The sequence below is a fragment of the Promicromonospora umidemergens genome (genome assembly GCF_024171995.1).
GTDB classification, from domain to species: domain Bacteria; phylum Actinomycetota; class Actinomycetes; order Actinomycetales; family Cellulomonadaceae; genus Promicromonospora; species Promicromonospora umidemergens.
Genome location: NZ_JAMTCT010000005.1, coordinates 286,754 through 309,290 on the forward strand (window position 1 = coordinate 286,754; position 22,537 = coordinate 309,290).

The 22,537-nt window shown below is 70.5% G+C and carries 24 protein-coding genes and 2 pseudogenes; 11 read left to right on the plus strand and 15 right to left on the minus strand.

The genetic code is table 11. The features are described 5' to 3' along the window. Window positions 1–9: 9 nt before the first annotated feature. The 4 genes and pseudogenes from APR04_RS11475 to APR04_RS30495 form a co-directional block, all read right to left on the minus strand. Complete coding sequence (locus APR04_RS11475; RefSeq protein ID WP_253870333.1) at window positions 10–1,029, minus strand: VWA domain-containing protein; 1,020 nt, start codon at window positions 1,027–1,029, stop codon at window positions 10–12. Further along, a complete protein-coding gene (locus tag APR04_RS11480; protein WP_253870335.1) occupies window positions 1,026–2,003 on the minus strand; it encodes a DUF58 domain-containing protein in 978 nt (325 codons plus the stop codon). Before APR04_RS11480 ends, APR04_RS11475 begins: the two co-directional genes overlap by 4 nt. After that, window positions 2,000–2,431 (minus strand): AAA family ATPase, encoded by a 432-nt coding sequence (locus APR04_RS30490; RefSeq protein ID WP_308292344.1) that lies wholly within the window; start codon window positions 2,429–2,431, stop codon window positions 2,000–2,002. Before APR04_RS30490 ends, APR04_RS11480 begins: the two co-directional genes overlap by 4 nt. Window positions 2,432–2,497: 66 nt before the next feature. After that, window positions 2,498–2,830 (minus strand): annotated as a pseudogene (locus tag APR04_RS30495) (AAA family ATPase); the annotation flags it as partial. Window positions 2,831–3,111: 281 nt separating this feature from the next. Between APR04_RS30495 and APR04_RS31285 the strand changes: the two are divergent. Together APR04_RS31285 and APR04_RS11495 are read left to right on the plus strand one after the other, a co-directional pair. Next, a pseudogene (locus APR04_RS31285) lies at window positions 3,112–3,453 on the plus strand (HAMP domain-containing protein); the annotation flags it as partial. A 95-nt stretch (window positions 3,454–3,548) separates the two neighbouring features. Continuing rightward, window positions 3,549–4,085 (plus strand): sensor histidine kinase, encoded by a 537-nt coding sequence (locus APR04_RS11495; RefSeq protein WP_253870342.1) that lies wholly within the window; start codon window positions 3,549–3,551, stop codon window positions 4,083–4,085. A gap of 45 nt (window positions 4,086–4,130) precedes the next feature. On the opposite strand, the gene APR04_RS11500 is transcribed toward APR04_RS11495, so the two are convergent. After that, window positions 4,131–5,087: a LysR family transcriptional regulator gene (locus APR04_RS11500; protein WP_253870344.1), complete on the minus strand. Its 957-nt coding sequence runs from the start codon at window positions 5,085–5,087 to the stop codon at window positions 4,131–4,133. A 71-nt stretch (window positions 5,088–5,158) separates the two neighbouring features. Here APR04_RS11500 and APR04_RS11505 point away from each other — a divergent pair, with 71 nt between their 5' ends. Next, entirely contained in the window at window positions 5,159–6,082 is a 924-nt protein-coding gene (locus APR04_RS11505) for an EamA family transporter (RefSeq protein ID WP_253870347.1), read from the plus strand. Window positions 6,083–6,130: 48 nt separating this feature from the next. Next, window positions 6,131–6,331, plus strand: coding sequence for a hypothetical protein (locus APR04_RS11510; protein ID WP_253870350.1), 201 nt, complete (start codon window positions 6,131–6,133; stop codon window positions 6,329–6,331). A gap of 106 nt (window positions 6,332–6,437) precedes the next feature. Here APR04_RS11510 and APR04_RS11515 read toward each other — a convergent pair whose 3' ends face one another. Together APR04_RS11515 and APR04_RS11520 are read right to left on the minus strand one after the other, a co-directional pair. Continuing rightward, on the minus strand, window positions 6,438–7,682 hold the full coding sequence (locus APR04_RS11515; RefSeq protein WP_253870352.1) for an MFS transporter: 1,245 nt from the start codon (window positions 7,680–7,682) through the stop codon (window positions 6,438–6,440). A gap of 244 nt (window positions 7,683–7,926) precedes the next feature. Continuing rightward, a complete protein-coding gene (locus tag APR04_RS11520) occupies window positions 7,927–8,397 on the minus strand; it encodes a MarR family winged helix-turn-helix transcriptional regulator (RefSeq protein ID WP_253870354.1) in 471 nt (156 codons plus the stop codon). 89 nt (window positions 8,398–8,486) lie between these two features. Here APR04_RS11520 and APR04_RS11525 point away from each other — a divergent pair, with 89 nt between their 5' ends. Both APR04_RS11525 and APR04_RS11530 read left to right on the plus strand, forming a co-directional pair. Continuing rightward, window positions 8,487–9,110, plus strand: a complete 624-nt coding sequence (locus tag APR04_RS11525; RefSeq protein WP_253870356.1) for an NADPH-dependent F420 reductase — start codon at window positions 8,487–8,489, stop codon at window positions 9,108–9,110. Continuing rightward, on the plus strand, window positions 9,110–10,021 hold the full coding sequence (locus APR04_RS11530; protein WP_253870358.1) for a VOC family protein: 912 nt from the start codon (window positions 9,110–9,112) through the stop codon (window positions 10,019–10,021). Before APR04_RS11525 ends, APR04_RS11530 begins: the two co-directional genes overlap by 1 nt. Before the next feature lie 66 nt (window positions 10,022–10,087). Here APR04_RS11530 and APR04_RS11535 read toward each other — a convergent pair whose 3' ends face one another. From APR04_RS11535 to APR04_RS11545, 3 genes are all read right to left on the minus strand, one after another. Next, window positions 10,088–10,873 carry a MerR family transcriptional regulator gene (locus APR04_RS11535; RefSeq protein WP_253870360.1) on the minus strand — a complete coding sequence of 262 codons (786 nt, stop codon included), beginning with the start codon at window positions 10,871–10,873 and terminating at the stop codon, window positions 10,088–10,090. After that, window positions 10,870–11,700: an alpha/beta fold hydrolase gene (locus APR04_RS11540; RefSeq protein ID WP_253870362.1), complete on the minus strand. Its 831-nt coding sequence runs from the start codon at window positions 11,698–11,700 to the stop codon at window positions 10,870–10,872. Before APR04_RS11540 ends, APR04_RS11535 begins: the two co-directional genes overlap by 4 nt. Before the next feature lie 133 nt (window positions 11,701–11,833). Next, window positions 11,834–12,469, minus strand: coding sequence for a TetR/AcrR family transcriptional regulator (locus APR04_RS11545; protein ID WP_253870364.1), 636 nt, complete (start codon window positions 12,467–12,469; stop codon window positions 11,834–11,836). Between the two features lie 117 nt (window positions 12,470–12,586). Here APR04_RS11545 and APR04_RS11550 point away from each other — a divergent pair, with 117 nt between their 5' ends. Beyond that, on the plus strand, window positions 12,587–13,462 hold the full coding sequence (locus APR04_RS11550; protein WP_253870367.1) for an alpha/beta hydrolase family protein: 876 nt from the start codon (window positions 12,587–12,589) through the stop codon (window positions 13,460–13,462). Window positions 13,463–13,619: 157 nt separating this feature from the next. Here the strand turns inward: APR04_RS11550 and APR04_RS11555 are convergent, their stop codons facing one another. From APR04_RS11555 to APR04_RS11565, 3 genes are all read right to left on the minus strand, one after another. Then, window positions 13,620–13,973: a hypothetical protein gene (locus APR04_RS11555; protein ID WP_253870370.1), complete on the minus strand. Its 354-nt coding sequence runs from the start codon at window positions 13,971–13,973 to the stop codon at window positions 13,620–13,622. A 339-nt stretch (window positions 13,974–14,312) separates the two neighbouring features. Further along, window positions 14,313–14,564, minus strand: coding sequence for a hypothetical protein (locus APR04_RS11560; RefSeq protein ID WP_253870373.1), 252 nt, complete (start codon window positions 14,562–14,564; stop codon window positions 14,313–14,315). A 93-nt stretch (window positions 14,565–14,657) separates the two neighbouring features. Next, a complete protein-coding gene (locus tag APR04_RS11565; RefSeq protein WP_253870375.1) occupies window positions 14,658–15,191 on the minus strand; it encodes a flavoprotein in 534 nt (177 codons plus the stop codon). Between the two features lie 266 nt (window positions 15,192–15,457). On the opposite strand from APR04_RS11565, the gene APR04_RS11570 reads away from it, so the two are divergent. From APR04_RS11570 to APR04_RS11585, 4 genes are all read left to right on the plus strand, one after another. Further along, on the plus strand, window positions 15,458–15,880 hold the full coding sequence (locus tag APR04_RS11570; RefSeq protein WP_253870376.1) for a hypothetical protein: 423 nt from the start codon (window positions 15,458–15,460) through the stop codon (window positions 15,878–15,880). 102 nt (window positions 15,881–15,982) lie between these two features. Then, the gene (locus tag APR04_RS11575; protein WP_253870378.1) at window positions 15,983–16,540 is read left to right on the plus strand and encodes a suppressor of fused domain protein; all 558 of its coding nucleotides are present in this window, start codon (window positions 15,983–15,985) and stop codon (window positions 16,538–16,540) included. A 589-nt stretch (window positions 16,541–17,129) separates the two neighbouring features. Continuing rightward, window positions 17,130–18,683 (plus strand): alanine/glycine:cation symporter family protein, encoded by a 1,554-nt coding sequence (locus APR04_RS11580; protein WP_253870379.1) that lies wholly within the window; start codon window positions 17,130–17,132, stop codon window positions 18,681–18,683. Between the two features lie 433 nt (window positions 18,684–19,116). After that, window positions 19,117–19,611 (plus strand): hypothetical protein, encoded by a 495-nt coding sequence (locus tag APR04_RS11585; protein WP_253870381.1) that lies wholly within the window; start codon window positions 19,117–19,119, stop codon window positions 19,609–19,611. Between the two features lie 84 nt (window positions 19,612–19,695). Here the strand turns inward: APR04_RS11585 and APR04_RS11590 are convergent, their stop codons facing one another. Both APR04_RS11590 and APR04_RS11595 read right to left on the minus strand, forming a co-directional pair. Beyond that, a complete protein-coding gene (locus tag APR04_RS11590; protein ID WP_253870382.1) occupies window positions 19,696–20,079 on the minus strand; it encodes a hypothetical protein in 384 nt (127 codons plus the stop codon). After that, the gene (locus APR04_RS11595; protein ID WP_253870383.1) at window positions 20,076–22,487 is read right to left on the minus strand and encodes an AAA family ATPase; all 2,412 of its coding nucleotides are present in this window, start codon (window positions 22,485–22,487) and stop codon (window positions 20,076–20,078) included. Before APR04_RS11595 ends, APR04_RS11590 begins: the two co-directional genes overlap by 4 nt. Window positions 22,488–22,537 lie beyond the last annotated feature (50 nt).

Consider the following 22,537-nt stretch of genomic DNA (forward strand, 5'->3'; position numbering starts at 1 on the left):
TCGAACGGTTCAGACCAGCCGGGAGAACCAACGCAGGGACAGTGCGGTGGCGGTGATCGCGAGCGCGAGGCCGAGCAGGACCAGGGGCGTGGTGACCAGCGTGGTCTCGGTGCGCCAGCCGATCGCGGAGCCGATGTCCTCGTAGACCTGGTCCAGCTCGGCCCCGCTCTCGGCGCTGTAGAAGTGGCCGCCGGTCTCCTCGGCGATCAGGCGCAGGGAGTCGTCGTCGGCGGGTGCGGACTGGGTACGGAAGCCGTTGCCGATGACGCCGTCGGGCGTGCCGTACGCGATGGTGGAGACCGGCATCTGGGCGTCGAGCGCCGCCGGCACGGAGTCGGCGGGGCTGCGTCCGACCGTGTTGAACCCGTCGGAGAGCAGGACCAGCCGGGCCGGGATCAGCTCGTCGGGCCGGGTGTCGCCCCCGTCGTCGCCAGGTGCGCTGCTGCCGCCGTCCGACGGATCGCGGTCCGACGACTCGCTGTTCGCGGCCGCCTGCCGCACCACCTCCTCGGCGGAGGCAAACACGGCCTCGCCGATGGCGGTGCCGCCCCCGGCCTCCAGGCCTTCGATGGCGTTCTCGACGAGCACGCGGTCCGCGGTGACCGGGGCGACCAGCTCGGCCTCCTCGGCGAACGCGACGACGCCCACCTGGACCGTCTCGGGGAGCTCGCGGACGAACCGCACGGCGGCCCCCTTGGCGGCGGTCAGCCGGTCGGGCGGGACGTCCTGCGCCTCCATCGAGCCGGACACGTCGATGGCGACGATGACCGTCGCGCGCTCGTACGGCACGCGGAGCCGCATCTCCGGCCCGGCCGCCGCGGTGGCGAACGCCCCGAGCGCGAGCAGCACGAGGCCCGTCGCGAGGTGCCGTCGCCAGCGTGGGCGGGCGGGGGCGACCCGGTCGAGCATCGGCAGGGTCGCGAAGCGGACGGCGTAGCGGGTGCGGCGCCGCTGCAGCAGGACGTACGCCAGCGCGAGCGCGGCGACGGGCACGAGGGCGAGCAGGATCAGGGGATCGGTGAAGGTCACGGTGTCCTCCGGTGACGGCGGGCGGGGGCGCGACGGCGGTCCTTGACGAACCGGGCGAGCGCTGCCGCCCAGTCGTCGGCGGTGCTCACGCGCAGGTGTTCGGCGCGGGCGGCGCGTACCGCCGCTGCTGTCTCGTCGCGATGCAGGGCGGCGACCGTCGCGTAGGCGAGGCGCAGCTCCGGGTCGGAGGTGGAGACCTCGCGCTGCACGCCCGTCTCGGGGTCGAGGAGCACTACCTCGCCGACGTCGGGCAGCTCGCGCTCACGCGGGTCGTCGACCTCGACGACTATCACGTCGTGCCTCGCGGTCAGCCGCCGGAGCGGCCCCTCCCACTCGAAGGGCCGCTCGATCGCGCCGTCGGGCGCCACCAGGTCGGTGACGACCACGCACAGCCCGCGGCGTCGGGCCCGGGCGCCGAGCCCGCGCAGGGCGTCCGACAGGGAGAGCGCCGGGCTGCCCTGGCGGACTGCCGCGTCGAGCCGGGTGAGCGCTGCCGCGGCGGCGCGCCCGGGGCGCGGCGAGATCCAGCGCAGGCCTGCCTCGTCGATCAGGCCGATGCCCACGCGGTTGCCCGGCCCGGTCGTGAGCAGGCCGACGGCGGCGGCCACCTGCTCGGCGACGTCCACCTTCTCGGTCCGGGCGGTGCCGAAGGTCATGCTGGGGCTGCGGTCCACGAGGAGCCAGGTGTCCAGCTCGTGCTGGGCGCGGGTGCGCCACAGGTGCGGGTCGCCGGTGCGGGCGGTGACGTTCCAGTCGATCCGCCGCACGTCCTGCCCCGGCTGGTACCGGGTCAGCTCCTCCGGCTCGGAGCCGGGACCGAGCGCGTGCCCGTCGACGTCGCCCTGCAGCAGCCCGTCGACCCGGCGTCGGACGGTGAGCTCGAGCCTGCTGAACCTGCCCGCTGAGTCGTTCCGCGCAGAGTCGTTGCGCGCAGAGTCGTTGCGCGCAGAGTCGTTGCGTGGCGGGGCGGTCATCGCACGACCACCTCCTCCTCGGCGGGCGCCACGCGCGGCTGCGGTACGGCGGCCAGGACGGCGTCGACCACCGTGCGCGGGTCGACGCCGTCGGCAGCCGCGTCGAACGTGAGCACGAGCCGGTGGGCGAGGGTGTCGCCCGCGAGGTCGACGAGGTCCGCCGGCAGCACGTAGTCGCGCCCGCGCATGAGGGCCAGCGACCGCCCGGCGGCGATCAGGCCGAGGCTGCCGCGCGCGCTGACGCCGTACTCCAGCACGCCGTCGAGGTTGTGCAGGCCGTACTGGTGGGGCTTACGGGTGGCCATCACGACCGCCACCGCATACTGCGCGACGGCGTGGTGCACGAACACCTGGTCCGCCTCGCGCTGGAGCTGGCGGACCGTCGCGGGGTCGAGCAGCGGTTCCGCGCGCGGGGGTGCGGCGCTCATGCGCTGCACGATCGTCAGCTCCTCCAGCTCGTCGGCATGGTCGACGTCGACCTTGAGCAGGAACCGGTCGCGCTGCGCCTCCGGCAGGGCGTAGACGCCGTCGCTCTCGATCGGGTTCTGGGTGGCCAGGACGAGGAAGGGGTCCGGCAGCGCATAGGTGCGTCCGCCGATGCTGACCTGGCCCTCCGCCATCGCCTCCAGCAGGGCCGACTGCACCTTGGCGGGGGCGCGGTTGATCTCGTCGGCGAGGACGAGGTTGGCGAACACCGGGCCGAGCTCGACGTCGAACTCCTCCCGCGACGGCTTCCAGACACGGGTGCCGACGATGTCGGACGGCATCAGGTCCGGCGTGAACTGCAGGCGGGCGAACGAGCCCCCTGCCACGGTCGCCAGCGTGGGCGCGCACCGTACGGATGCGCCTGGCCCTGACCTACTCGGCGACGCTCTTCGGGATCACCGCCCTCATCCTCGCCGGGATCTACTTCGCGCTGTCCCAGAGCATCGTCGCGGCGCCCCTCGACCCCGTCACCGTCAAACGGTTCGAGAAGAAGTCCGACGGCAGCATCGCCTACAAGGCCGGCGAGCAGTTCCAGGCGGCAGACCTCGACACCGTGCAGCAGGCCGTGAACTACAGCGCGCTGCAGACCCTCCGGGACTACTCCGCGGTGGCGCTCGCGGTGATGTTCCTGCTCAGCGTCGCCGTGGGCTGGTGGGTCTCCGGACGCGCGCTGCGGCCCGTCGAGGCCATCACGCGCACCGCCCAGGAGATCGGGGCGACCGACCTGTCCCGGCGGATCGGCGCGACCGGCCCGCGCGACGAGCTGCGCACCCTCGCCGACACGATCGACGGGATGCTCGACCGCTTGGACCGGGCCTTTACCGCCGAGCGGCGGCTCATCGAGGACGTGTCCCACGAGCTGCGCAACCCCGTGATGGTGGTGCAGGCGAACGTCGAGGCGGTGCTCGGCAACGAGCAGGCCGACCGGGCGCAGCGGGCGGAGGCGACCGCCGTCGTGCTGGGCGCGACCAGCCGGATGTCCCGCCTCCTGGAGGATCTGCTCGCGACGGCGCGGTTCCGATCGGAGGCGTTTGCGGACCGGGAGGTGACCTCGCCGCGTTGGCGGAGTCCGCCGTCCGCGAGAACCGGGCGGTCGCCGAGCGGCGGGGGGTGTCGATCGTCGAACGGAGCCATCCCGGCCCGGTCGCCTACGGCGACGCGAACGCGCTGGGCCGTGCTGTCGACAACCTGCTGTCCAACGCGGTGCGGCTCGCGCCGGTGGGCAGCGCGATCACCGTGGGTGTGGGCAGCAGGCTGGGCTGGGCCTGGATCGCCGTGGCGGACGAGGGGCCGGGGGTGCCGGCCGAGGCGCGGGACCGGATCTTCGACCGGTTCTACCGCGGGGAGGACGGGAACGGGGCTGCTGCCGGGCCGGCCGACGGCGCTGCGCCGGCCGGCCAGGCGGAGCGGCCGGACGGCTCCGGCCTGGGGCTGGCGATCGCCCGCCAGGTCGCCGAGAGCCACGACGGCCACCTGCTGCACACGGACCACGGCACGAGCGGCAGCACGTTCACGGTCTGGCTCCCCGACCGGACGCTGGACCGTGCGACCGAACGCGGTGACACGCCGCCGAGCGGAGACCCGCTCGGTTCGTGACCGCCGGCCCAGGGTGCCGTTCGGCGCGCGGCGACCGGACGGTCATCAGCCGACGACCTCTCGGCCCACCGCCCGCAGCGCGTCCAGCACCGTCCTGACCGCGAGCCGTTCGGCCCGGTCGGGCCGCAGGATCGCGACGATCCACCGCGCGGCGTCCATGCCGTGCACCGGTCGCAGGACGATCCCCGCGCCGGGCGTGGTGCTGTACCGGGGAAGCACGGCGACACGGTCGCCGGCAGCGACGAGCGCCTCGACCAGCCGGTTGTCGCGGATCCGCTGGACCACCCGGACCGGGGTGCCGGTCGCTGTCTCGACGGCGATGCGCAGGTCGTCGAACGGGTAGCCGAGCGGCACGCCGTACCACTCGTGGAGCACGACGTCCCGGGCCGTGACCCGCGCCTTGGTCGCCAGCACGTGATCTGCCCGCATGGCGATGTCGAGCGGCTCGCGGAGCAGGGCCGCGGTGACCAGGTGTTCCGCTCCGGCGGGCACAGGCCCGGTAAAGCTGTGCCCGACGACGACGTCGTGGTCGGCGACCATCCCGGGATACTCCGACTCGGCGATGTCGACGTCGGTGCACTCGAGACCGACCGCCGTGTCCGCGAGCCGGCTCAGGACCTCGGGCAGCAGGACCGCCGCCGCGCTCGGCAGCGCCGCCAGACGCACGGTGCCGGACGCCGACCCCAGGTACGCATCCCATCTGGCCTGCACCTGGGCGATCGTCCGCGCGAGGTCGCGACCGCCGTCGGCCAAGAGCCTGCCCGCCTCGGTGAGCCGCACACCTCGGCCGTGCGGCTCCACCAGCGGGATCCCACCCAGCTCACGCTGCGCCGTGCGGAGCTGCTGCGACACGGCCGACGGCGTCCGATGGGTCGCCTCAGCGACCGCCGTCACGGAGTGCCGGTCGGCGAGCTCGCGGAGCAGGTCGAGGTGACGAGGGTCCATCCGGGACAGGTCGTGACCGCGCCGCCGGGGCTCTGCGTCCATGAAGGCAGCATCCATGAAGGCAACCTACAAGGACCTGTAGAAACTTTCGCTTGTCCTACAGAACCGCCGCCGCACAGACTCAGGCCATGCCGATCTCGCACCGCCTGCTCGCCGTGTCCGTCGCGGCCATGTGGGGTCTCAACTTCATCGCCATCGACGCCTCGCTCGGCCAGTTCCCGCCGTTCCTGCTCGTGGCGCTCCGGTTCGCGATCATCGCCGTACCGACCCTGCTCCTCGTACCGCGTCCGCGGGTGCCGGTGCGCTGGCTGCTCGGGTACGGCATCGGCTTCGGCACCCTGCAGTTCCTGTTCCTGTACTGGGGCATGGCCGTCGGCATGCCGACCGGGCTGGCGTCGCTGGTGCTGCAGTCGTCGGCGCCGTTCACCGTGCTGCTCGGCGCGGTCGCGTTCCGGGACCGGGTGCCCGCACGGCAGCTGGTGGGGCTGGGCGTGGCGACGCTGGGACTGGCAGTGGTGGGCTGGTCCCAGGCGCAGGCCGCCGCGTTCGCACCGTTCCTGCTGGTGCTGGCCGGCGGCTTCGGGTGGGCGATCGGCAACGTGTCCAACGCGCGGGCCAGGGCGGCGAACCCGCTGCACCTCACACTGTGGATGTCGGTGGTGCCGCCCGTGCCGATGTTCGCGCTGTCCCTGGCAGTGGAGGGTCCGGACGCGATCGCCGCGGCGTTCGTCCCCGGACCGCACATGGTCTCGGCACTGGTCGGGCTGGCCTACACGGTGCTGATCGGGACGCTCGTCGGATCCGGGATCTGGACCTGGCTGATGGCCCGGCACCCAGCAGGCGTCGTCGCGCCGTTCTCGATGCTGGTCCCCGTGGTGGGACTCAGCGCTTCGGCGGTGCTGCTGGGCGAGGACATCGAGGCGGCGACCGCGCTCGGCGCCGCGCTGGTGATCGGTGGGGTGCTCTGGGGCGCGTTGCGCAAGGCCAACGCTCCGACCCCGGTCGGAGCGGAGGGTCCTCCTGCCTCGACGCGCGAGAGAGTCGGGTCCTAAGGTGTCGACGAAGAATGAGCGACAGTGCGTCCCCGACTGGAGGAAATCGTGAAGTCAGGTCTGATCGTGCTCGGCGTCGTCCTCGTCCTGATGGGCGCCGTCTTCACCTTCCAGGGGCTCGGCTACCTCGCCGGCAGCGCGATGACGGGCGTGACGCTGTGGGCGGTCGTCGGGCCGATCCTCGCCGTCGTCGGGATCGTACTGATCGTCTGGGCCGCCCGAGCGGGCAGGTCCGGCGACGCCGGCTGACCTGGTCGTCTCCGGGTCTCCGGGTCTCCGGGCACGGCGCCTGTGCCGCGGGACGCGGGTCGTAGCACGTCGTCGAGAAACCGCGCGCGGCGTCCGAGCAAGGAGCTCAAGCCGCGTCGGCGTCGTCGAGATCCTCCGGGTTGGGCAGCCCCGCCAGGAACCGGAACGACACGAGCGCGATCAGCGTCGCGAGGCAGCCGGCCACCAGGAACGGCGCTCGCAGGTCGATCCGGCCCAGCAGCCCGCCCAGCAACGAGCCGAGCGGCATCGTGCCCCAGAGCAGCGTGCGCCAGGTGCCGTGGACCCGGCCGAGCAGGCGGCTCGGGATCGCGGCCTGGCGCAGCGACATGACGAGGATGTTCCACGCCGTCGTGCCGCCGGCTGACAGGAAGTAGCCGAACGCGACCACGCCGAGCACGGGAACCGCTCCCATCAGCACGAGCGCCGCCAGCGACAGGGTTTGTGCCACCGCCATCACGGGCCCCGCGCCGAACCGCACCTTGAGCCGGTCGGCGAGCGCCGCGGCACCGAGCGAACCGACGGCTCCGGCCAGGATGAACGCGCCGTACCAGGCCTCCGGCAGCCCGAGCCGGTTCAGCACGTAGAGCACGATCGTCGCCGTGGCGGCAGAGAAGCACAGGGCGATCGCCACGCTGATGATCCAGAGCCTGCGCAGCATGGGGTTGCTCATGATGTAGCGGAAGCCGTCGGTGAGCTGCCGGTACCAGGCGATGTGTGGTTCGCCGGTCGGGTCGGTGCGGTGGGCACCGGCGGCGGCGTGGGGGAGGAACACGGCCATGACGCCGGCGACCGCGTACGTCAGCACGTTGATCCCGAGCGGCACCACGACCGAGACCGCGAACAGGGCCGAGGTGAGCGGACCGGACAGGAACCGCTCGACGACGATCTCCCCGGCCTCGACCCGCGAGTTCGCCCGTGGCAGGTCGGGCCGGTCGACGATCGAGGGCAGGACGGCGCGGAGCGCGCCGTCGTAGATGGTCTCGAACGCCCCGTAGGCGAACATGACGACGTAGAGCCACCAGATGGTCAGGGTGTCCGTGGCGAACAGCGCCAGCAGCAGGGCCGCGAGCAGCGTCCGGACCCCGTTGGCGAGGGTCATGGCGCGTCGTCGGTCGATCCGGTCCAGCAGGATCCCGGCCGGGATGGAGAAGATCAGCCACGGCAGCATCGAGACCGCTGCGACGCCGGAGACGAGCAGCGGGTCGTCGGTCAGTCGCGCGGCCAGCAGCGGAGCCGCTACCTTCGCGATGCCGTCGCCGAGGCTCGAGCTGACGTTGGCCACGATGACGTTCCTCAGCGCCCGCCCGAGCGGCTGCCTGTTCCTCACCACACGCGGAGCCTATGGGGCGTCTGTGGCCGGGCCTGCGGCAACGACGTCAAGATACGCCGGCGCCCGGCGCCCGACGACCCGCGCCCTGCGCCCTGTCCTGGCCCATGACCCGCCGCCGAACGTAGGCTCCGTCGCTCTACTCGTCGAACGTAGGCATCGTCGCGGCATGAGGGCTGATAGAGCGACCAGCCCTACGTTCGACGCCGGGCGCGGGGCGCCGGAGGGGGCCGGGCGCCCGGGGGCGTCAGGTTGGCGGTTCCTTCGTTAGGCGGGCGGTGATCGTGGCCGTGATGTCGGCGAGCACGTCGAGCTGTTCCGGTGTGAGCGCGTCGATCACCAACCGCCGCGCCGTCGCGATATGCCCGGGGACGGAGTGGATCAGCTCGCGGCGGCCGTCGCCTGTCAGGCGCACGTTGGTGGCGCGGCGGTCCTCGGGGCAGGAGGAACGCTCGATGAGCCCGCGCTTCTCCAGCCGGCCGCAGACGTGGGACAGGCGCGGCAGGGTAGCGACGGTGGCCTCGGCGAGCGCCGTCATGCGCATCGTCGGCTCCTCGCTGAGCTGGAGCCTGGACAGCACGACGAACTCGAAGTGCGTCAGGCCCGAGTCGCGCTGGAGCTGCCGGTCCAACGCGGCCGGCAGGAGCTGGAAGACCGTCGTCAGGCCGAGCCAGGCCGCCGACTCCTGGTCGTTCATCCGGGGAACACGTCGCTTCACGAGCCCATCCTACCGTTTGGTTGACGCAACAAGTAAACGGTGCCACACTCGGGATGTTGGTTGTAGGAACAACTATCTGGGGAGTGCGCATGACCACGGTCACCGTCATCGGTGCAGGAAACTTCGGCAGTGTCGTCGCGGGCGTCGCGGCGAAGGGCGGTACGGGCATCCAGGTGCTTGCCCGTGACCCCGAGAAGGCGCGCGCTGTCGCCGGCCCCCACGGCGGCACGGCAGGCACGGTCGGCGACGAGGTGACGGGCGACGTCGTCGTGCTCGCCGTCCCCTACGGGGCCGTGACGGACGTGCTGGACGCCTACCCGGACCGGTTCGACGGCAAGATCGTTGTGGACGTCACCAACCCCGTCGACTTCAGCACCTTCGACGACCTCATGGTCCCCGCCGACTCGTCGGCCGCGAAGCTGCTGCAGGACGCAGCGCCCGGGGCGAAGGTCGTCAAGGCGTTCAACACCAACTTCGGTGGCACCCTCGCCACCGGCGAGATCGGCGCCGTGCCGACGACGGTGCTCGTCGCCGGCGACGACGCGGCCGCCAAGCAGACCCTCGTCGACCTCGTGACCGCGGCCGGGCTGCGCGGGGTCGACGCCGGCTCGCTCAAGCGGGCGCGGGAGCTGGAGGCGGTCGGGTTCCTGCAGCTGACTCTCGCCGGCGCCGAGAAGATCTCCTGGGCCGGCGGCCTCGCGCTGGTGTCCTGATGGGCGAGCAGCGGACCGTGCCGACGTGGCGGCAGGACAGTGTCGCAACGAAGGGGCTGGCGCCCGACGGCACCCGGATGAACACCGTCGAGCTGCTCGTGCGCGACCTCGACGTGATGACCGACTACTACCAGCAGGCGGTCACGCTCGACGTCCTCGACCACGCAGGCGCCACGACGACGCTGGGCCGCGGTGGGGTGCCGATCATGGTGCTGCGCCAGGAGCGGGACCTGCCGGGCGCCGACCCTCGCGGCGCCGGGCTCTACCACACGGCCATCCTCTTCGAGGACGAGCGGCGGCTGGCCGCGTCGCTGGCGTCCATGGCGCAGCGCGTGCCGCAGTCCTTCACCGGCAGCGCCGACCACCTGGTCAGCGAGGCGTTCTACTTCACCGACCCCGAGGGCAACGGTGTGGAGCTGTACCGCGACCGCCCCCGTGAGGAGTGGACCGTCCACCCGGACGGGACGGTGGCGATGGCCAGCGAGTACCTCGACCCGAACCAGTTCCTGCGGCGCTGGCACGACCCGGAGGTGCCCGACGCCGGCGCCTCCGCCGCGATCGGGCACGTCCACCTCCAGGTGGGCGACCTCGCCTCAGCGCGCCAGTTCTACGTCGACACGCTCGGGTTCGACGTCACCGCGCAGCTGGGGGACTCCGCCCTGTTCGTCTCGGCCGGCGGCTACCACCACCACATCGGCATGAACACCTGGCGCAGCGCCGGCGCCGCACCGCGCGCCGCGTCCCTCGGGCTGGGCGACGTGCGGATCCTCCTCCCCACCCGGACCGACGTCGAGGCCCTCGCCGACCGGCTCCGGTCCCACCGCATCCCGACCGCCGACGACGGGGAGACGCTCCGGTTCGCGGACCCGTGGAACACGCGGCTCGCCGTATCGCCGGAGAGCGAGGGCTGACGCCCCCGAGCGGCCGGGTCGCGCCGGCTGGGCCCGCGCGACCCGGCCCGCGCGGGCCGGCCGCGGTCACTGATGGGGGACCCGCACCCCGGCTGCGCGCAGCCTCGCCTCGACGAGCGCGGTCAGCCGGGCCGACGTCGGCCACTCCTCCTGCCCGTGGGTGTTGACCATCCCGTACCGCGTAGCGGTGTCGGGCTGGGCCCGGAACCCAGCAGGCATCGCGAGCAGCTCGGGCTTGGCCAGCAGGTTGTCGGCAAGTGCGGACGCCAGCTCTTCGACCCGCGGATCGTCCGGGTCCCAGGACAGCGCGTCCCAGCTGCGCTTGGTCAGGTCGACGAACTCCGGGTCGTCCAGCCGGTGCTCCAGCTGGGTCACGAAGCTGTCGAAACCCGCGGACACCAGCGCCCGGAACAGCACCAGGGCCTCGCGCTGGCCGGCGACGTAGTCGGGGCTGAAGCCGAGCCCGCGCATCCGGTCGAGGACCGCGCACGCGCGGTCGGGGAGCAGCGCCCGGTCGTCGGCGAGCCGGTGCAGCGTGTCGCGGCGGGCGATCAGGTCCTCGATCCGGTCGGTGAGCTGCTGCTCGACGTCGGTGAGCGCCACGGCGAACCGCTCGGCGTCGGCGTCGAGCAGCGTGCCGATGTCGGCGAGCTGGACGCCGGCGGCGGCCAGCGTCCGGACCTGGACCAGCCGCAGCAGGTCGTCCGACCCGTACCGGCGGTACCCGGAGCTGTCCCGGTCCGGCTCCTCGACCAGGCCGAGCTTGTGATAGTGCCGCACGGTCTTGATGGTGACCCCGGCGAACGCCGCCGCCTGGCCGATGGTGATGCCACCCGTCGTCCGTCCGCTCATCGCCCCAGTCTGCCCTGCGCTCGCGGTGCGGCGGCGAGCTCGCGCACGGCATCGGCGACGGCGGGGGAGTCCTTGCGCAGGATGCTGCCGTGGTTGCTGGAGACCTTCGCGCTGACCCGCAGGTTCGGGTTGTCGGCCAGCAGCGGGTCGAGGGCTTTGCGCATCTGCTCCTGCAGGTCGTCGCGGCTGCCCACCGCCTCCCCGGAGGCGACGACGTACCGCGTCGGGACGGTCAGGCCCGCCAGGGTCGGGCCGAGGGCGGCGTGCAGGTGGTGGGACTCGATGGCGAGCTCTGCGTGCAGCTCGGCCGAGAACCGCCCGGCCAGGCCGAGCAGGCGGGCCAGCGGCATCATCGGCTTCATCCGGCCGAACACCTTGCGGATCTCGGCGTGCCCGGCCTCGTCGGTCCAGCCGACCGGGTACGGACCGTCGACCCCCACGACGCCCAGGGTGCGCTCCGGGTTGCGGCTCGCCCAGTGCACCGCGAGCAGCGCACCGTAGGACCAGCCCACGAGCAGGGCGCTCTCGACGCCCCGGGCCGCGAGGACCGCGTCGATGTCGCGGACGCACACCTCGAACGAGTAGTCCGCCGACTGCTTCGACCGGCCGCGGCCGCGCTCGTCGAAGGTGATGTGCCGGTAGCCGCCGGCGAGGTCGGCGACCACGCGCCGCCAGTGCCGCTGCGAGGCGTAGGCACCGTTGAGGTAGACGACGGGGATGCCGGGGCCGCCGGAGTCGGTGACGGCCAGCGCCGTGTCGTCGACGGGGACCATGCCGGTCCAGGAGGCGCTGTTCGGACGGGGCGGGCTTGCGTCGAGGTTGCTCATGCGATGAGCCTCCACCTTGACCTCGGGTCAAGGTCAAGGCCCGGATCGGCGGCCGTTCCTGAGGCCTGTTCAGCAGGCTCTGGTGTGCCGGAACCACCGGGCTGGTGGTCGCCCAGAGCCTGTTGAACGGGAGTCAGCTCCGGACCTCGTCAGTCGCCGACGGCGACGGCGGCCGAGCGGGCGGCTGCCAGTGGGCGCCGCGCCGGTCCAGCTCAGCGGCCAGGTCCTCGAACGCAGCCCGGACGCGCTCCTCGTCGGCGGTGACCAGGAGGTCGACGAGCAGCCCGCGCAGCGTCGAGAGCAGCGACGTCGCCAGCGCGGTGGCCTCCGGTTCCGGGCAGCCGTGCCGCACCAGTCCCGCGGCCAGCAGAGCCGTCCGCTGCCGCATCGACCGGGCCACGGCGTCGCGCAGCCTCGGGTTGTCGTGCATGGCATGGCCGGTGATCGCGGTGAACAGCCGGATGTAGCGGCGTCCCGTGTCCGACGTCGCCCGCTGCCAGATCGTCTCCAGCGGTTCCGGGTCGTCGTCGGCCAGGTCTGGCAGCGCGAGCGACCGGGCAAGGACCAGGTCCACGATCTCGGCGACCAGCTCGTCCTTGGTCGAGAAGTGGTGCACCAGCGTCGCGTGGCTGACGCCGACCGTCTGGGCTACCTTGCGAAGCGACAGGCCGGCCAGGCCGTGGTCGAGGGCATGCTCGGTCGCGGCGCGCAGCACCTCGGCGCGGCGGTGCTCGAAGCGCAGCTTGCGGCCGTCCACGTGTTCGTTCACGGTACGACCCTAATCAGTGGGAGTGCATCAATCTCCGGAATGTCTTGACCACTTGGTAGAGCTACTTTATCGTCGGTCCCGTCAGTTGTTGTCTCACCGAACTCAAAGGGGCGATTCATGAGGCATCTGATCCGCAAGGCCGGTGCAGCGCTCGTGTCCGGGCTGCTGCTCGCCGGTACCGCCGTCGTCGGCATGCCGGTCGCGTCCGCCGCCGACAACCCGTACGAACGTGGTCCCGATCCGACCGAGGCGAGCATCGAGGCTCGCCTCGGTTCGTTCGATGTCGCGGAACGCAGCGTTTCGCGCTTGGCGGTCACCGGATTCGGTGGCGGCACCATCTACTACCCGACCAGCACGGCCGAGGGCACGTTCGGAGCGGTGGCGGTCGCCCCCGGCTACACCGCGTCGCAGTCCAGCATGGCCTGGCTCGGGCCGCGTCTGGCCTCGCAGGGGTTCGTCGTCTTCACCATCGACACGAACACCACCTCGGACCAGCCGTCCTCCCGTGGTGACCAGCTGCGGAGCGCGCTGGACTACCTGACGGCGCGCAGCGTGGTCAGCGGCCGGATCGACGCCGACCGGCTGGCCGTCATGGGCCACTCGATGGGCGGCGGGGGAGCGCTGGAGGCGGCGAAGGACGACTCGTCGTTGCAGGCGGCCATCCCGCTGACGCCGTGGAACACGGACAAGACGTGGCCAGAGGTGAGCACGCCGACCCTCATCGTCGGTGCGCAGGACGACTCGATCGCCTCGGTCCGCTTGCATGCGGAGCCCTTCTACGAGTCCCTGCCCGGTTCTGCCGACAAGGCTTACCTGGAGCTCCGCGGCGCCAGCCACTTCGCGCCGAGCACGAACAACACGACCATCGCCAAGTACAGCATCTCCTGGCTCAAGCGCTTCGTCGACGACGACCTGCGCTACGACCAGTTCCTGTGCCCGGCACCGTCCACGAGCACGACGATCAGCGAGTACCGCAGCACCTGCCCGTACTAGACCCGGTGGCTCGCCCTGGACGGGGGCGGGATCCGTCGAACGTAGGCCTGGTCGCTCTATGAACCCTCATAGAGCGACCAGGCCTACGTCGCGGTCCGGGGGGTGAAGAGCCGCGTCCCGCACGACGACGCGATCCGCGCAGCGGGCCGGGGCTGCCTCAGCCGTGGTTCCACGGGAAGTCGGCGTGCCACCAGCGGTGGTAGTGGTCGAGCCGGGCGGGGAACGTCGAGAGGATGCGCTCGTCGATCGCCCGGACAAGGCGCCGCAGCTCTTGAGCAGAACGTCGCGGCAGGCGATGGATCGCTTGCTCGAGGATGTCGCGGTCGTCGCGTGGGGCTCCGCAGCATCCGGAGATATCGCAGCCGTTGGATGGTCGGATCCAGGGATTGGTTCTGCGGGCTTCGCGTTCCCAATTCTGGAGCGAGTCATGGATCTGTCCGGGCCAGTCTTCGACGCGCGCGATGGCGGCGCTGGTCGAACCGGAGAGTCGGCCATCCCTGATCGGCGCCACGCGGAGATAGTGGCGCCGTGCGGCTGCGGATCGTCGCAGCGTGGAGGGACGCCTACGCGGCATGCCCCTTCGTCGTTATCTGCATGGCGCACATCCTGACACACCGGACGGTGGACCGGGGCCTGGCTCGTCCAAGACTGATCCGCCCGAGGAACCGGAGCCCGGGCCCCAGCCCGGTTCCGGTTCCTACCCGAGTCCAGGCCCAGCCCCGGATCCGGGTCCCGGCCTGAGTCAGAACCCAGGCCTCTACCCTGACCGGAGCCTACGTCGGAGGCCGAGATCTTGGCCTGTCCGGAGCAGGTGAAGTCCGGATCAGCCCAGGTGAAGTCCGGATCGGCCTCAGGGGACGCGCAGCGTCGGGCCGTCCACGTCCACCGGCCCGTGGGCGACCGGGTGCTCGATCTGCAGGTTGACGGTGCTGCGCGACGTCGGGATCACGGCGAGCTGGACCTCGTTGCCGCTGGTGTCGATGGCGCGCACGTGCAGGTGCCCGTCCTTGAGGCGGAGCGCGAACTGGTCGGCCCCGGCGACGAAGCGCACCTCGCTGTCGTCGGTGATCACGGTGGGGCTCGAGGGCAAGGTCTTCGGCATGCGTACAGCATGCCTGGCGTCGGGAGGAGCGCCCGTCGACGCCCACCGTCTGACACGAGCGCCCGACGGTCTTTTTGCGGCAGGCAGCTTGGACTACATGCTCGCGGGCGGGAGCGTGTCGAGGATCCCCTCCCACGGAAAGTCGTCCGCTGCGTCATCGCCCGACTCGTGCGGCTCGTTCGGGCCGATCACGACGTTCACGCCCCACTCCTTGAGGGTGGCCAGACTTCCCTGGTAGGTCGGGTGGTTGGCGAACCTGGCGTTGATGTAGGGCCCGACGGTGATGGGAATGTTGCGGCCGACCTGTTCGGCCAGGCGGGTCAGGACATAGGTGTCGGCGATGCCCAGGGCCCACTTCGTGACCGTGTTGTAGGTGGCCGGAGCCACGATCACGGCGTCAGGGTCCGGGAGCGAGTACCCGACCGTGGTGTGGAAGTCGGTCCGTACCGGACGGCCTAGGACCACAGCGATCTGCGCCACCGCCTCGGGGAAGTTGCGCGCCGCCTGATCGGTAGCGAGGACATACACGTCCCAGCCTCGCTCGAGAGCCAGTGGTACAAGCCGCGACGGTACGTGCCGGACCGCGCCGGCACCGGCTACGACGACGTACAGCACACCGGGGCTCATGGTCCGGAGGATACTTTGCCCGACGTCGTGGCCCGGCCCGGCGTGCCAAGTGCGACTCAGCGCCCCGCGATCGACCCGCCTCTGTCTGTCGCCAGAGCGACGTAGGACTCATTGATACTGTTCGTCCGGATGGGTAGATCGTTTCGCTAGGCCGAACAAGGAAGGTCCTTGCAGTGCGAGACTGACGATGGGTTCGGCATGGGCATGTACGGGATTGGTCGTCTCTCAGCCCGAAACAGCGGAGCGCACTTCTAAAGGCTGGTTCGATGAGCAACTCACCTGGTCGTGGCGACCGGTGCCGAATGATAGATCGGATTGATCGCGGGGATACGGTCGTCGCAACGAACTCTCTGCTCGAGCTGACTTATTTCGAGACGGATGTCGCGTGGCTGGAGGAATTCTTATCGCGTCAGGCGAGGGAGAATTCTGATGGAAACGTTCGTCAGCTTGCGGTCACGTGCATCGGGCATTCTGCGCGTATCAATAGGACCGTTTCGAGCGACTCGGTGTATCGCTCGCTGCGTGGCTTTATCATGGACCCGCAACTATGTGAGCGCGCGTTGAATGCGTTAAGTGACATCGATGTATTCACCGGGCGACACTGGGCGTCGGCCCAATGGATAATGCTCCAGGTCGCAGCTATGACGGTGCGGTTGAGAGCGGGCGACACAAGGTTCTGGATGAGTTGAACCTGCCGGGCATCGGAACTTCGGAAAGGTCGCCGGGGGCTCACTGCCGGTTCGGGGGCGGGCTGGTGATCGTGGTATTGGAAACGACGTTGCGAGGTTTGGATGAGTTTGATTGATCACTTTGAACAGCGCCTCGGGAGAATTTCCGGTGGAGTTCGTAAGATGGATGGGCTTCAGATCGCTCATTACGAGAACGGTCGGTTCCATGATGTCGAGTCATGGTCCACCCTCGGGATGAGCCGCCACATTCTCACTGTTCGGGGAACCGGCAATCGCTACGTGCTCGAGGCGTTCCTCGCAGTGCGCAAGATCCCAGAAGAGCTCACCGCTGACATGGGCCGGTGTGTCGAGTGGATTGCGAACGAGATGGTCGGCCGACATGAGGCACGCATCCGGGGCGATGTGCAGCAACTCCCCGGGGTCATCCACCCGCTTTCGGTGCTCGACAGCATATATTTTGCTAATCCAGTCTATTATGATGAAGAGTTCTACAGTGTTGAGCTAGAGCCCAACGGGCAGTCAGCCGGGATTGTTTGGCTGATTCCCGTTGGCCCTCGTGAGGCGAGATATGTTCGCGAACATGGCTGGCAGCGCTTCGAGGAGCAACTGGAACGATCCGACCCTGACCTTCTCGACGTAACGAGAAACGAGATAGTCTAGTTCCTGCGACGTCTTGCTTGGTGAACGGGTTCTTCATGGCCCGGTGGAGGCGAGGGCTGTCCCAATCTTCAAGGGTCCCGCCAGCCCCGTGGTCGACGAACGCGCAGGGGTTTGGAACGCAGGCACGTTGCATAGCCGATTATCCGGTCGGGGTTTCTGAACTGGCTGCCTTCCACGATCTCACCTGCGGGACGCGGCGAAGTCCGTACGGCCGAGCAGCGGGGGAGCGGATGGGGACGGCCAAGAACTGCGCGCAGTACGGCAACGAAGCCGGCGCGCCGGCGAGCTCGCCGCCTACCTGAAGAAGCGCCGCCGGTAGGGCAGCAGGGGCACGCGGTCGGCTGCGCCGAGATCGCGGCACCGTCGTACCGCCAATCGTCATCGGATCGTTCGGATCGTGTCATGACAAGGTAATGAGCGTCCAAGAATTGGCGTTCATGCCCCGGCGACCCGCTAGTGTGCCGCCATTGCCAGTTAGTGACCACACTCACAGGTCGCTTGCTGCCAAGATGCCAGTTGCGCGGTGCTACCGCGGACGCGCTGGTCACCGCTGGTGCGCTTGTCCGAATATTCCTACCCTGGAGTGACTATGAGCTTCGCCGATCGCATCGGCACCGCGAACGAGCTGATCTGGTCGATCCCGCTGATCGCCCTCTGCCTCCTCGCCGGTCTGTACTTCTCCGTCCGCACCGGTTTCCTCCAGGTCCGACACATCCCTGACATGCTCAACCAGCTCAAGAAGGGCGAGAAGTCGGAGGACGGTACTTCCTCCTTCCAGTCGCTGATGATGTCGCTGGCCGGCCGTGTGGGAATGGGCAACATCGGCGGCGTCGCCACGGCGATCGCCTTCGGCGGACCCGGCGCCGTGTTCTGGATGTGGACCTCCGCGTTCCTCGGCGCCGCCACCTCGTTCATCGAGTGCACCCTCGGCCAGATCTACAAGGAGAAGGACCCGGACACCGGTGAGTACCGCGGTGGCCCGGCCTACTACTTCGAGAAGGCGTACAAGCACAAGGCCCGTGGCCTGTCGCTGGCCTACGGGATCCTCTTCGCGATCGTCACCATCATCGCGATGAGCTTCTTCCTGCCGGGCGTGCAGGCCAACGGCATGGCCTCGGCGATCGACAACGCCTGGGGCATCCCCACCTGGGTCACCGCCATCGGCCTGGTGATCCTGCTGGGCTTCATCGTCATCGGCGGGGTCAAGCGCATCGCGCACTTCGCGGTGATCGTCGTCCCCGCGATGGCCCTGCTCTACGTCCTCATCGCGGTCATCGTCTTCTTCGTGAACTTCACCGAGATCCCCCGCGTGTTCGGGCTGATCTTCGGCAGCGCCTTCGGCGTCCAGCCGGTGTTCGGAGCGATCCTCGGCCTCGCCGTCAAGTGGGGCGTGCAGCGCGGCATCTACTCCAACGAGGCCGGCCAGGGCACCGGGCCGCACGCCGCTGCCGCCGCCGAGGTCTCGCACCCGGCCAAGCAAGGCTTCGCGCAGTCCTTCGCGGTGTACATCGACACCCTGTTCGTCTGCTCCGCGACCGCGTTCATCATCATCTCGACCGGCATGTTCAACACCTTCTCCGGGGAGGCCTGGCCGGGCGAGGCGATCTACGAGGGCAACGGCGGCCTGAGCACCGACGTCGAGCCCGGCCCGGGCTTCGTGCAGCAGGGTCTGGACTCGGTGTTCCCCGGGGCCGGCCCGACGTTCATCGCTATCGTCCTCTCGTTCTTCGTGTTCACCACGATCGTGGCGTACTACTACATGGCCGAGACCAACCTGAACTACCTCACCCGCAAGATGGAGAACCGTCTCGCGGCGCGGGCCATGCAGCGGGCGCTGCAGGCGCTGGTGCTGGTCTCGGTGGCCTACGGCGCCGTCACCACCGCCGGCGCAGCCTGGGGGCTCGGCGACATCGGTGTGGGCTCGATGGCCTGGCTGAACATCATCGGCATCCTGTTCCTCCAGGGCCCCGCTCTGAAGGCGCTCAAGGACTACCGCCAGCAGAAGCGGCAGGGCGTGGACCCGCAGTTCGACCCGCGCAAGCTCGGCATCGAGAACGCGACGTTCTGGGAGGTGCGCGCGGACAAGCAGCTCCAGGGCGGGACCGGCGGGGAGCCGTCCGCGAAGCAGCTCGACCGCGACTGACCCGCCCGTCCGACCACCACGCCGCGGAGTGGTGGTCGGACGTCGGCGGTGCGGGACCCGTCGAGCTCGGGTGAGCGGTGTCTCAGAGTTCGGGGGCTCTGCGTCGTCTGGCGACAGAGGCCCGCGCGATTCGCTCAACGGGACCCTCCAGGCCCATACCCACAGAGACAAGGGCACGGAACCCGTCCGGCGGCACGAGCGCTCCAACATGTCGCAACCGGTGCTCGGTGCCCCTGCGGTGCTTCTTCGTCACGACGTCGGAGCGTAGCCCTGGACGGTGGCGTGCCGGAGTGGATCTACCTCGCGCTGCGGCGCGGCGGGTTTCGCCGTGGTGTGATGACCACGTTCGGCAGCTCCGGTGCCGGGAGGCCTGGGAGCCGACGTCGCACGGGCTGCCGAAGTGCCCGGTCCGCGGCAGCTCGAAGGGGGCTGCGTGCGCGCCGCGTACGAAGCGATCGCGGCCGCGGGAGAGCGCGCCGATGCACCGGACGACGCGACGTCCGTCTCGCTTCGCGACGGTGCCGGTGCTGCCGCCGTCGCGGCTCGCGTCGCCGACGAGATCGGGGCAGGGGCGGGCGGAGCTCTGCGCGCCGCTGCCCGAGCGTGGTACCCGTACGCCGTCGAGAGCGAGAGCACCTCGTGGGAAGCCGGCCTGAAGGCCTTCAGCGAGACGTGCGAGAGCAACCACCAGGCCGACCAGGATCTCGTCGTGCGGGCCGTCGAGGCGGCGGGTAAGGCAGCGGGACACGACGACACCGCGACGGGGCGCGCGATACGCGCCTTCTCCGATGAGCTGAAGCGCAGGACCTCGCTCGGAGAGGACCTGCCGACGGCGTGGAGCGGCGCCGTTCGCCACACGGCCGAGGCAGCGCCCGACCCGGTCTTCCATACCGTGGCCGATGCGGTGCGGGGTGTGCTGAGGCCGTAGGACCGGCCCGACGGCGGCTCGGCTCCAGAATGGACGAAGCCCAGGTCGGAAACACCTTCTGACCCGTGCACGAGTTCCCGGTCCTTATGAGTCCCGGCCCCGCTGCGCCGTGAACTGCACGACTCCGACCACCGTGCCTGCCAGGTCCCGAACCTCGCTCAGGGTGGGGGACAGCTCGTAGGCGTGGTGGTGCACGGCACGGGAAAGTCGGGTCCATGCGGACTCCGCGTCGTCGGCGAGGTTCGGCGCGGTCTCGTCGTACAGCGCGCGCAGACAGATGAGGGCTGCCCTGTTGGAGGCGCTGCCGAGGTCCGCACCCTGTGCACCTACGAGTTCGCGGTACGTCTGCTCCAGCACGGACCGCAGCAACCAGCACACCATGCGCAGCGACTGATGGCCTACGGGCCCAGAGCCCTCCATCAGGCGCTGGGCCTGAGCGAGCTCCGCCACCCAAGGATCCGGGCTCATCGAGTGGCTCCGACGAGGTCCTCGATCGTCTTGCGGACGGCCTCCAGTGCGCTTGCCGGAGGGCCTTGCAAGCCGTCGTGCACGCCGGATCCCGCCACGCCGAGCGCCGCTCTGCGGTAGCTGTGTCCCGGCTCCTGGGACCAGGCCGTCGCGTCACCGCCGATGGCGAGCCCGACGCGCTCCCGGGTGCGGTGTGTCTGCTCCCAGGCTCGTTCGACGACAGTGTGCGGGACCCCGCCGGCGAGCGCGGCGGCAAAGTATCTGTCCCGAGCAGCCGCCTCGACCGCCATGCGCAGCAACCCCGGCAGGACCTTGCGAAGTGTCGCATCGGGAAGGCCCTGGTCCCTGCAGAGAGCCTTTGCGTCCTGGAGGAACCGCCTGGACGGCGTATAGGTGTTGACCACCTCCACGGCAGACGACGTACCGCGCGTCACCTCCAGGACGGTTGCCCGGATCGATGACCGGCGCACGGCCGCGGCCAACCGGTCGTCATGGGAGAAGACGACGACCTGGCGGGTCTCTGCGATCTCGGCCAGCACCTCGACCAGCCCGTCTACCTTCGCGGGGTCCATCGCCTGGACCGGGTCGTCCAGCACGACGAAGCGGAAGGGGCTGACGTCCATGGTCGCCCGCGGCAGGAAGAGAGCCAAGGACAGAGCGTGCAGCTCGCCCTGGCTGAGCACGGCGATCCCGGAGGCGTCCTCGCCGTCGACGGTGGCCTCGATCATCACACGCCGGCGAGTCGCGGTGCCGGACAGGGACAGCCCGGCGATCTCGACGTTGCTCTCCTGTCGCAGTCGTTCCCAGATGCGCGCAGCATGCTCGCTGATCGGGGCGAGCCGCTCGTTCTTCAGCGTCTGGTCATTCGCCTTGAGCCAGCTGAGGGCGGCCTTGGCGTTGTCGGCGTCGGGCTTGGCAGCGGCGACGTCGTCGGCCAGGTCGGCGAGGCTCCCGAGCCTGCTGGCCAGGGGAGCCCATGAGTCGTCGCGTGCGGTCAGGGCCGATGCAGCTGCTGCGCGCAGGTGAGCGACGGCGGTAGCGAGCCGTGGCAGGTGAGCTGTGATGTGGTCGGCCAGCGCCAGGTCGTCGCGGGGGGAGTCGGCCCACTCATCCCAGGCGCGGAGCGCGACGACTCGCTTGCTCTCGATGGCTGGGTCCGATGGCGAGGACAGCGCGACCGGCACACGCCGGATCACGGCACCGGCCGCATTGCGGGCCCGCTCGAGCCGCGCCGTCGCCGCGGCCAGTCTGCCGAGGGCAGCGTCGGCGGTGTCGGCCTCGGCGCGTAGGACCGAGGCACGGCCTGCGTCGAGGCTTCCGGTCCCGCACACCGGGCAGGCCATGTCGCCGTCGTGCTGGTGCGCCGTGAGCGCGGCGCGGATCACCGTGAGGCGGCGCTGCAGGGCGACCGAGGCCCCGTCAGCGATCCGTGCGCACGATGCCACGGCGGCGCGCAGCTCGGTCGCGGCCGCTTCAGCTGCGGCAGCGTCGAGACCGTTCAGGGTCGCGAGTGTGCGAAGGATGGTGATGCCTGCCTCGGGCGTGGCCTCCGTGCCGGTCGCCAAGGTGCGGAGGGCGGCAGTGTCAGGGGCGGTGCGCTTCAGCAGGGCGACAGCCTGGGCGATGCGCTGGTCGGCGCCGTCGTCGTGGGTGCGCAGGACGGTGAGCAGGTCGCTGCGAGCCTGCTTCAACGCGCGGGCCGGCTCCTCGAGAGCCTTGCGCTCGGCGTCGAGGCGCTTGATCGCCTCTGCGAGCTGACCGAGGCCCAGGACGGTGGACAGGGCGTCGTAGAGCTCGCTCGGCCGGGCGGCAAGGACCTGGCCGAGCTCCTCGTAGGTCAGCAGCGGGCGGAAGGTCCCCAGCGCGGACTCCCAGAGAGGGCTTCCGATGCCGATGTCGCCGGTCAGGGTCTGGCGCCGTGACTCGAAGTCGTCGTCGGCCCACTCGTTGACGAGTCGCGCCCTGTCACCGCCGTCGACCTGGAGCTGGACCTCGACCCGGGGTGGGGCGGCGCAGTGCAGGTTGCGCCACGGGCCCTGCCATTGGGCACTGCGGTTCCGCCAGCGGTAGGTGGTGCCGGTGAGCGCCACCTCCAGCGCTTCGGCGAACGAGGACTTCCCCGAGCCGTTGCGTCCCGAGACCACCGTCAAGCCGGGCCCGACGGGAATCTTGAGGTGGGTCTCCCTGCCGATGCCGCGGAAGGACCGGACCGTGATCCGGTCGAGGTAGACCCCGCCCGTCGTGTCTGTGCCCGCATCGCCGCCCGCCGACAGGCCGGCGCCGCTCGATGGTTCGCCCATCGGGTCGTCGACGGCGTCCAGCGCCTCCCGGACGCTCGAACGCACGGGTTCGTGCAGGTTGCCGTCCGCATCGAGGCGGCGGGCGACGAGTTCGGTCAGTTCGCTCATGGTGGTGCCTTCCTCTGCCGTGGCCGACCGGTGTCGGCTCCTGGGGCTCA

What these genes read in the sequence shown, in the direction of transcription:
- APR04_RS11480 (WP_253870335.1), bottom strand. Translation starts at nt 2,003, where the DNA reads ATGACCGCCCCGCCACGCAACGACTCTGCGCGCAACGACTCTGCGCGC.
- APR04_RS30490 (WP_308292344.1), bottom strand. Translation starts at nt 2,431, where the DNA reads ATGAGCGCCGCACCCCCGCGCGCGGAACCGCTGCTCGACCCCGCGACG.
- APR04_RS11580 (WP_253870379.1), top strand. Translation starts at nt 17,130, where the DNA reads ATGAGCTTCGCCGATCGCATCGGCACCGCGAACGAGCTGATCTGGTCG.
- APR04_RS11590 (WP_253870382.1), bottom strand. Translation starts at nt 20,079, where the DNA reads ATGAGCCCGGATCCTTGGGTGGCGGAGCTCGCTCAGGCCCAGCGCCTG.
- APR04_RS11565 (WP_253870375.1), bottom strand. Translation starts at nt 15,191, where the DNA reads ATGAGCCCCGGTGTGCTGTACGTCGTCGTAGCCGGTGCCGGCGCGGTC.
- APR04_RS11500 (WP_253870344.1), bottom strand. Translation starts at nt 5,087, where the DNA reads ATGGATGCTGCCTTCATGGACGCAGAGCCCCGGCGGCGCGGTCACGAC.
- APR04_RS11525 (WP_253870356.1), top strand. Translation starts at nt 8,487, where the DNA reads ATGACCACGGTCACCGTCATCGGTGCAGGAAACTTCGGCAGTGTCGTC.
- APR04_RS11505 (WP_253870347.1), top strand. Translation starts at nt 5,159, where the DNA reads ATGCCGATCTCGCACCGCCTGCTCGCCGTGTCCGTCGCGGCCATGTGG.
- APR04_RS11570 (WP_253870376.1), top strand. Translation starts at nt 15,458, where the DNA reads ATGAGCAACTCACCTGGTCGTGGCGACCGGTGCCGAATGATAGATCGG.
- APR04_RS11575 (WP_253870378.1), top strand. Translation starts at nt 15,983, where the DNA reads ATGAGTTTGATTGATCACTTTGAACAGCGCCTCGGGAGAATTTCCGGT.
- APR04_RS11550 (WP_253870367.1), top strand. Translation starts at nt 12,587, where the DNA reads ATGAGGCATCTGATCCGCAAGGCCGGTGCAGCGCTCGTGTCCGGGCTG.
- APR04_RS11560 (WP_253870373.1), bottom strand. Translation starts at nt 14,564, where the DNA reads ATGCCGAAGACCTTGCCCTCGAGCCCCACCGTGATCACCGACGACAGC.
- APR04_RS11530 (WP_253870358.1), top strand. Translation starts at nt 9,110, where the DNA reads ATGGGCGAGCAGCGGACCGTGCCGACGTGGCGGCAGGACAGTGTCGCA.
- APR04_RS11535 (WP_253870360.1), bottom strand. Translation starts at nt 10,873, where the DNA reads ATGAGCGGACGGACGACGGGTGGCATCACCATCGGCCAGGCGGCGGCG.
- APR04_RS11595 (WP_253870383.1), bottom strand. Translation starts at nt 22,487, where the DNA reads ATGAGCGAACTGACCGAACTCGTCGCCCGCCGCCTCGATGCGGACGGC.
- APR04_RS11540 (WP_253870362.1), bottom strand. Translation starts at nt 11,700, where the DNA reads ATGAGCAACCTCGACGCAAGCCCGCCCCGTCCGAACAGCGCCTCCTGG.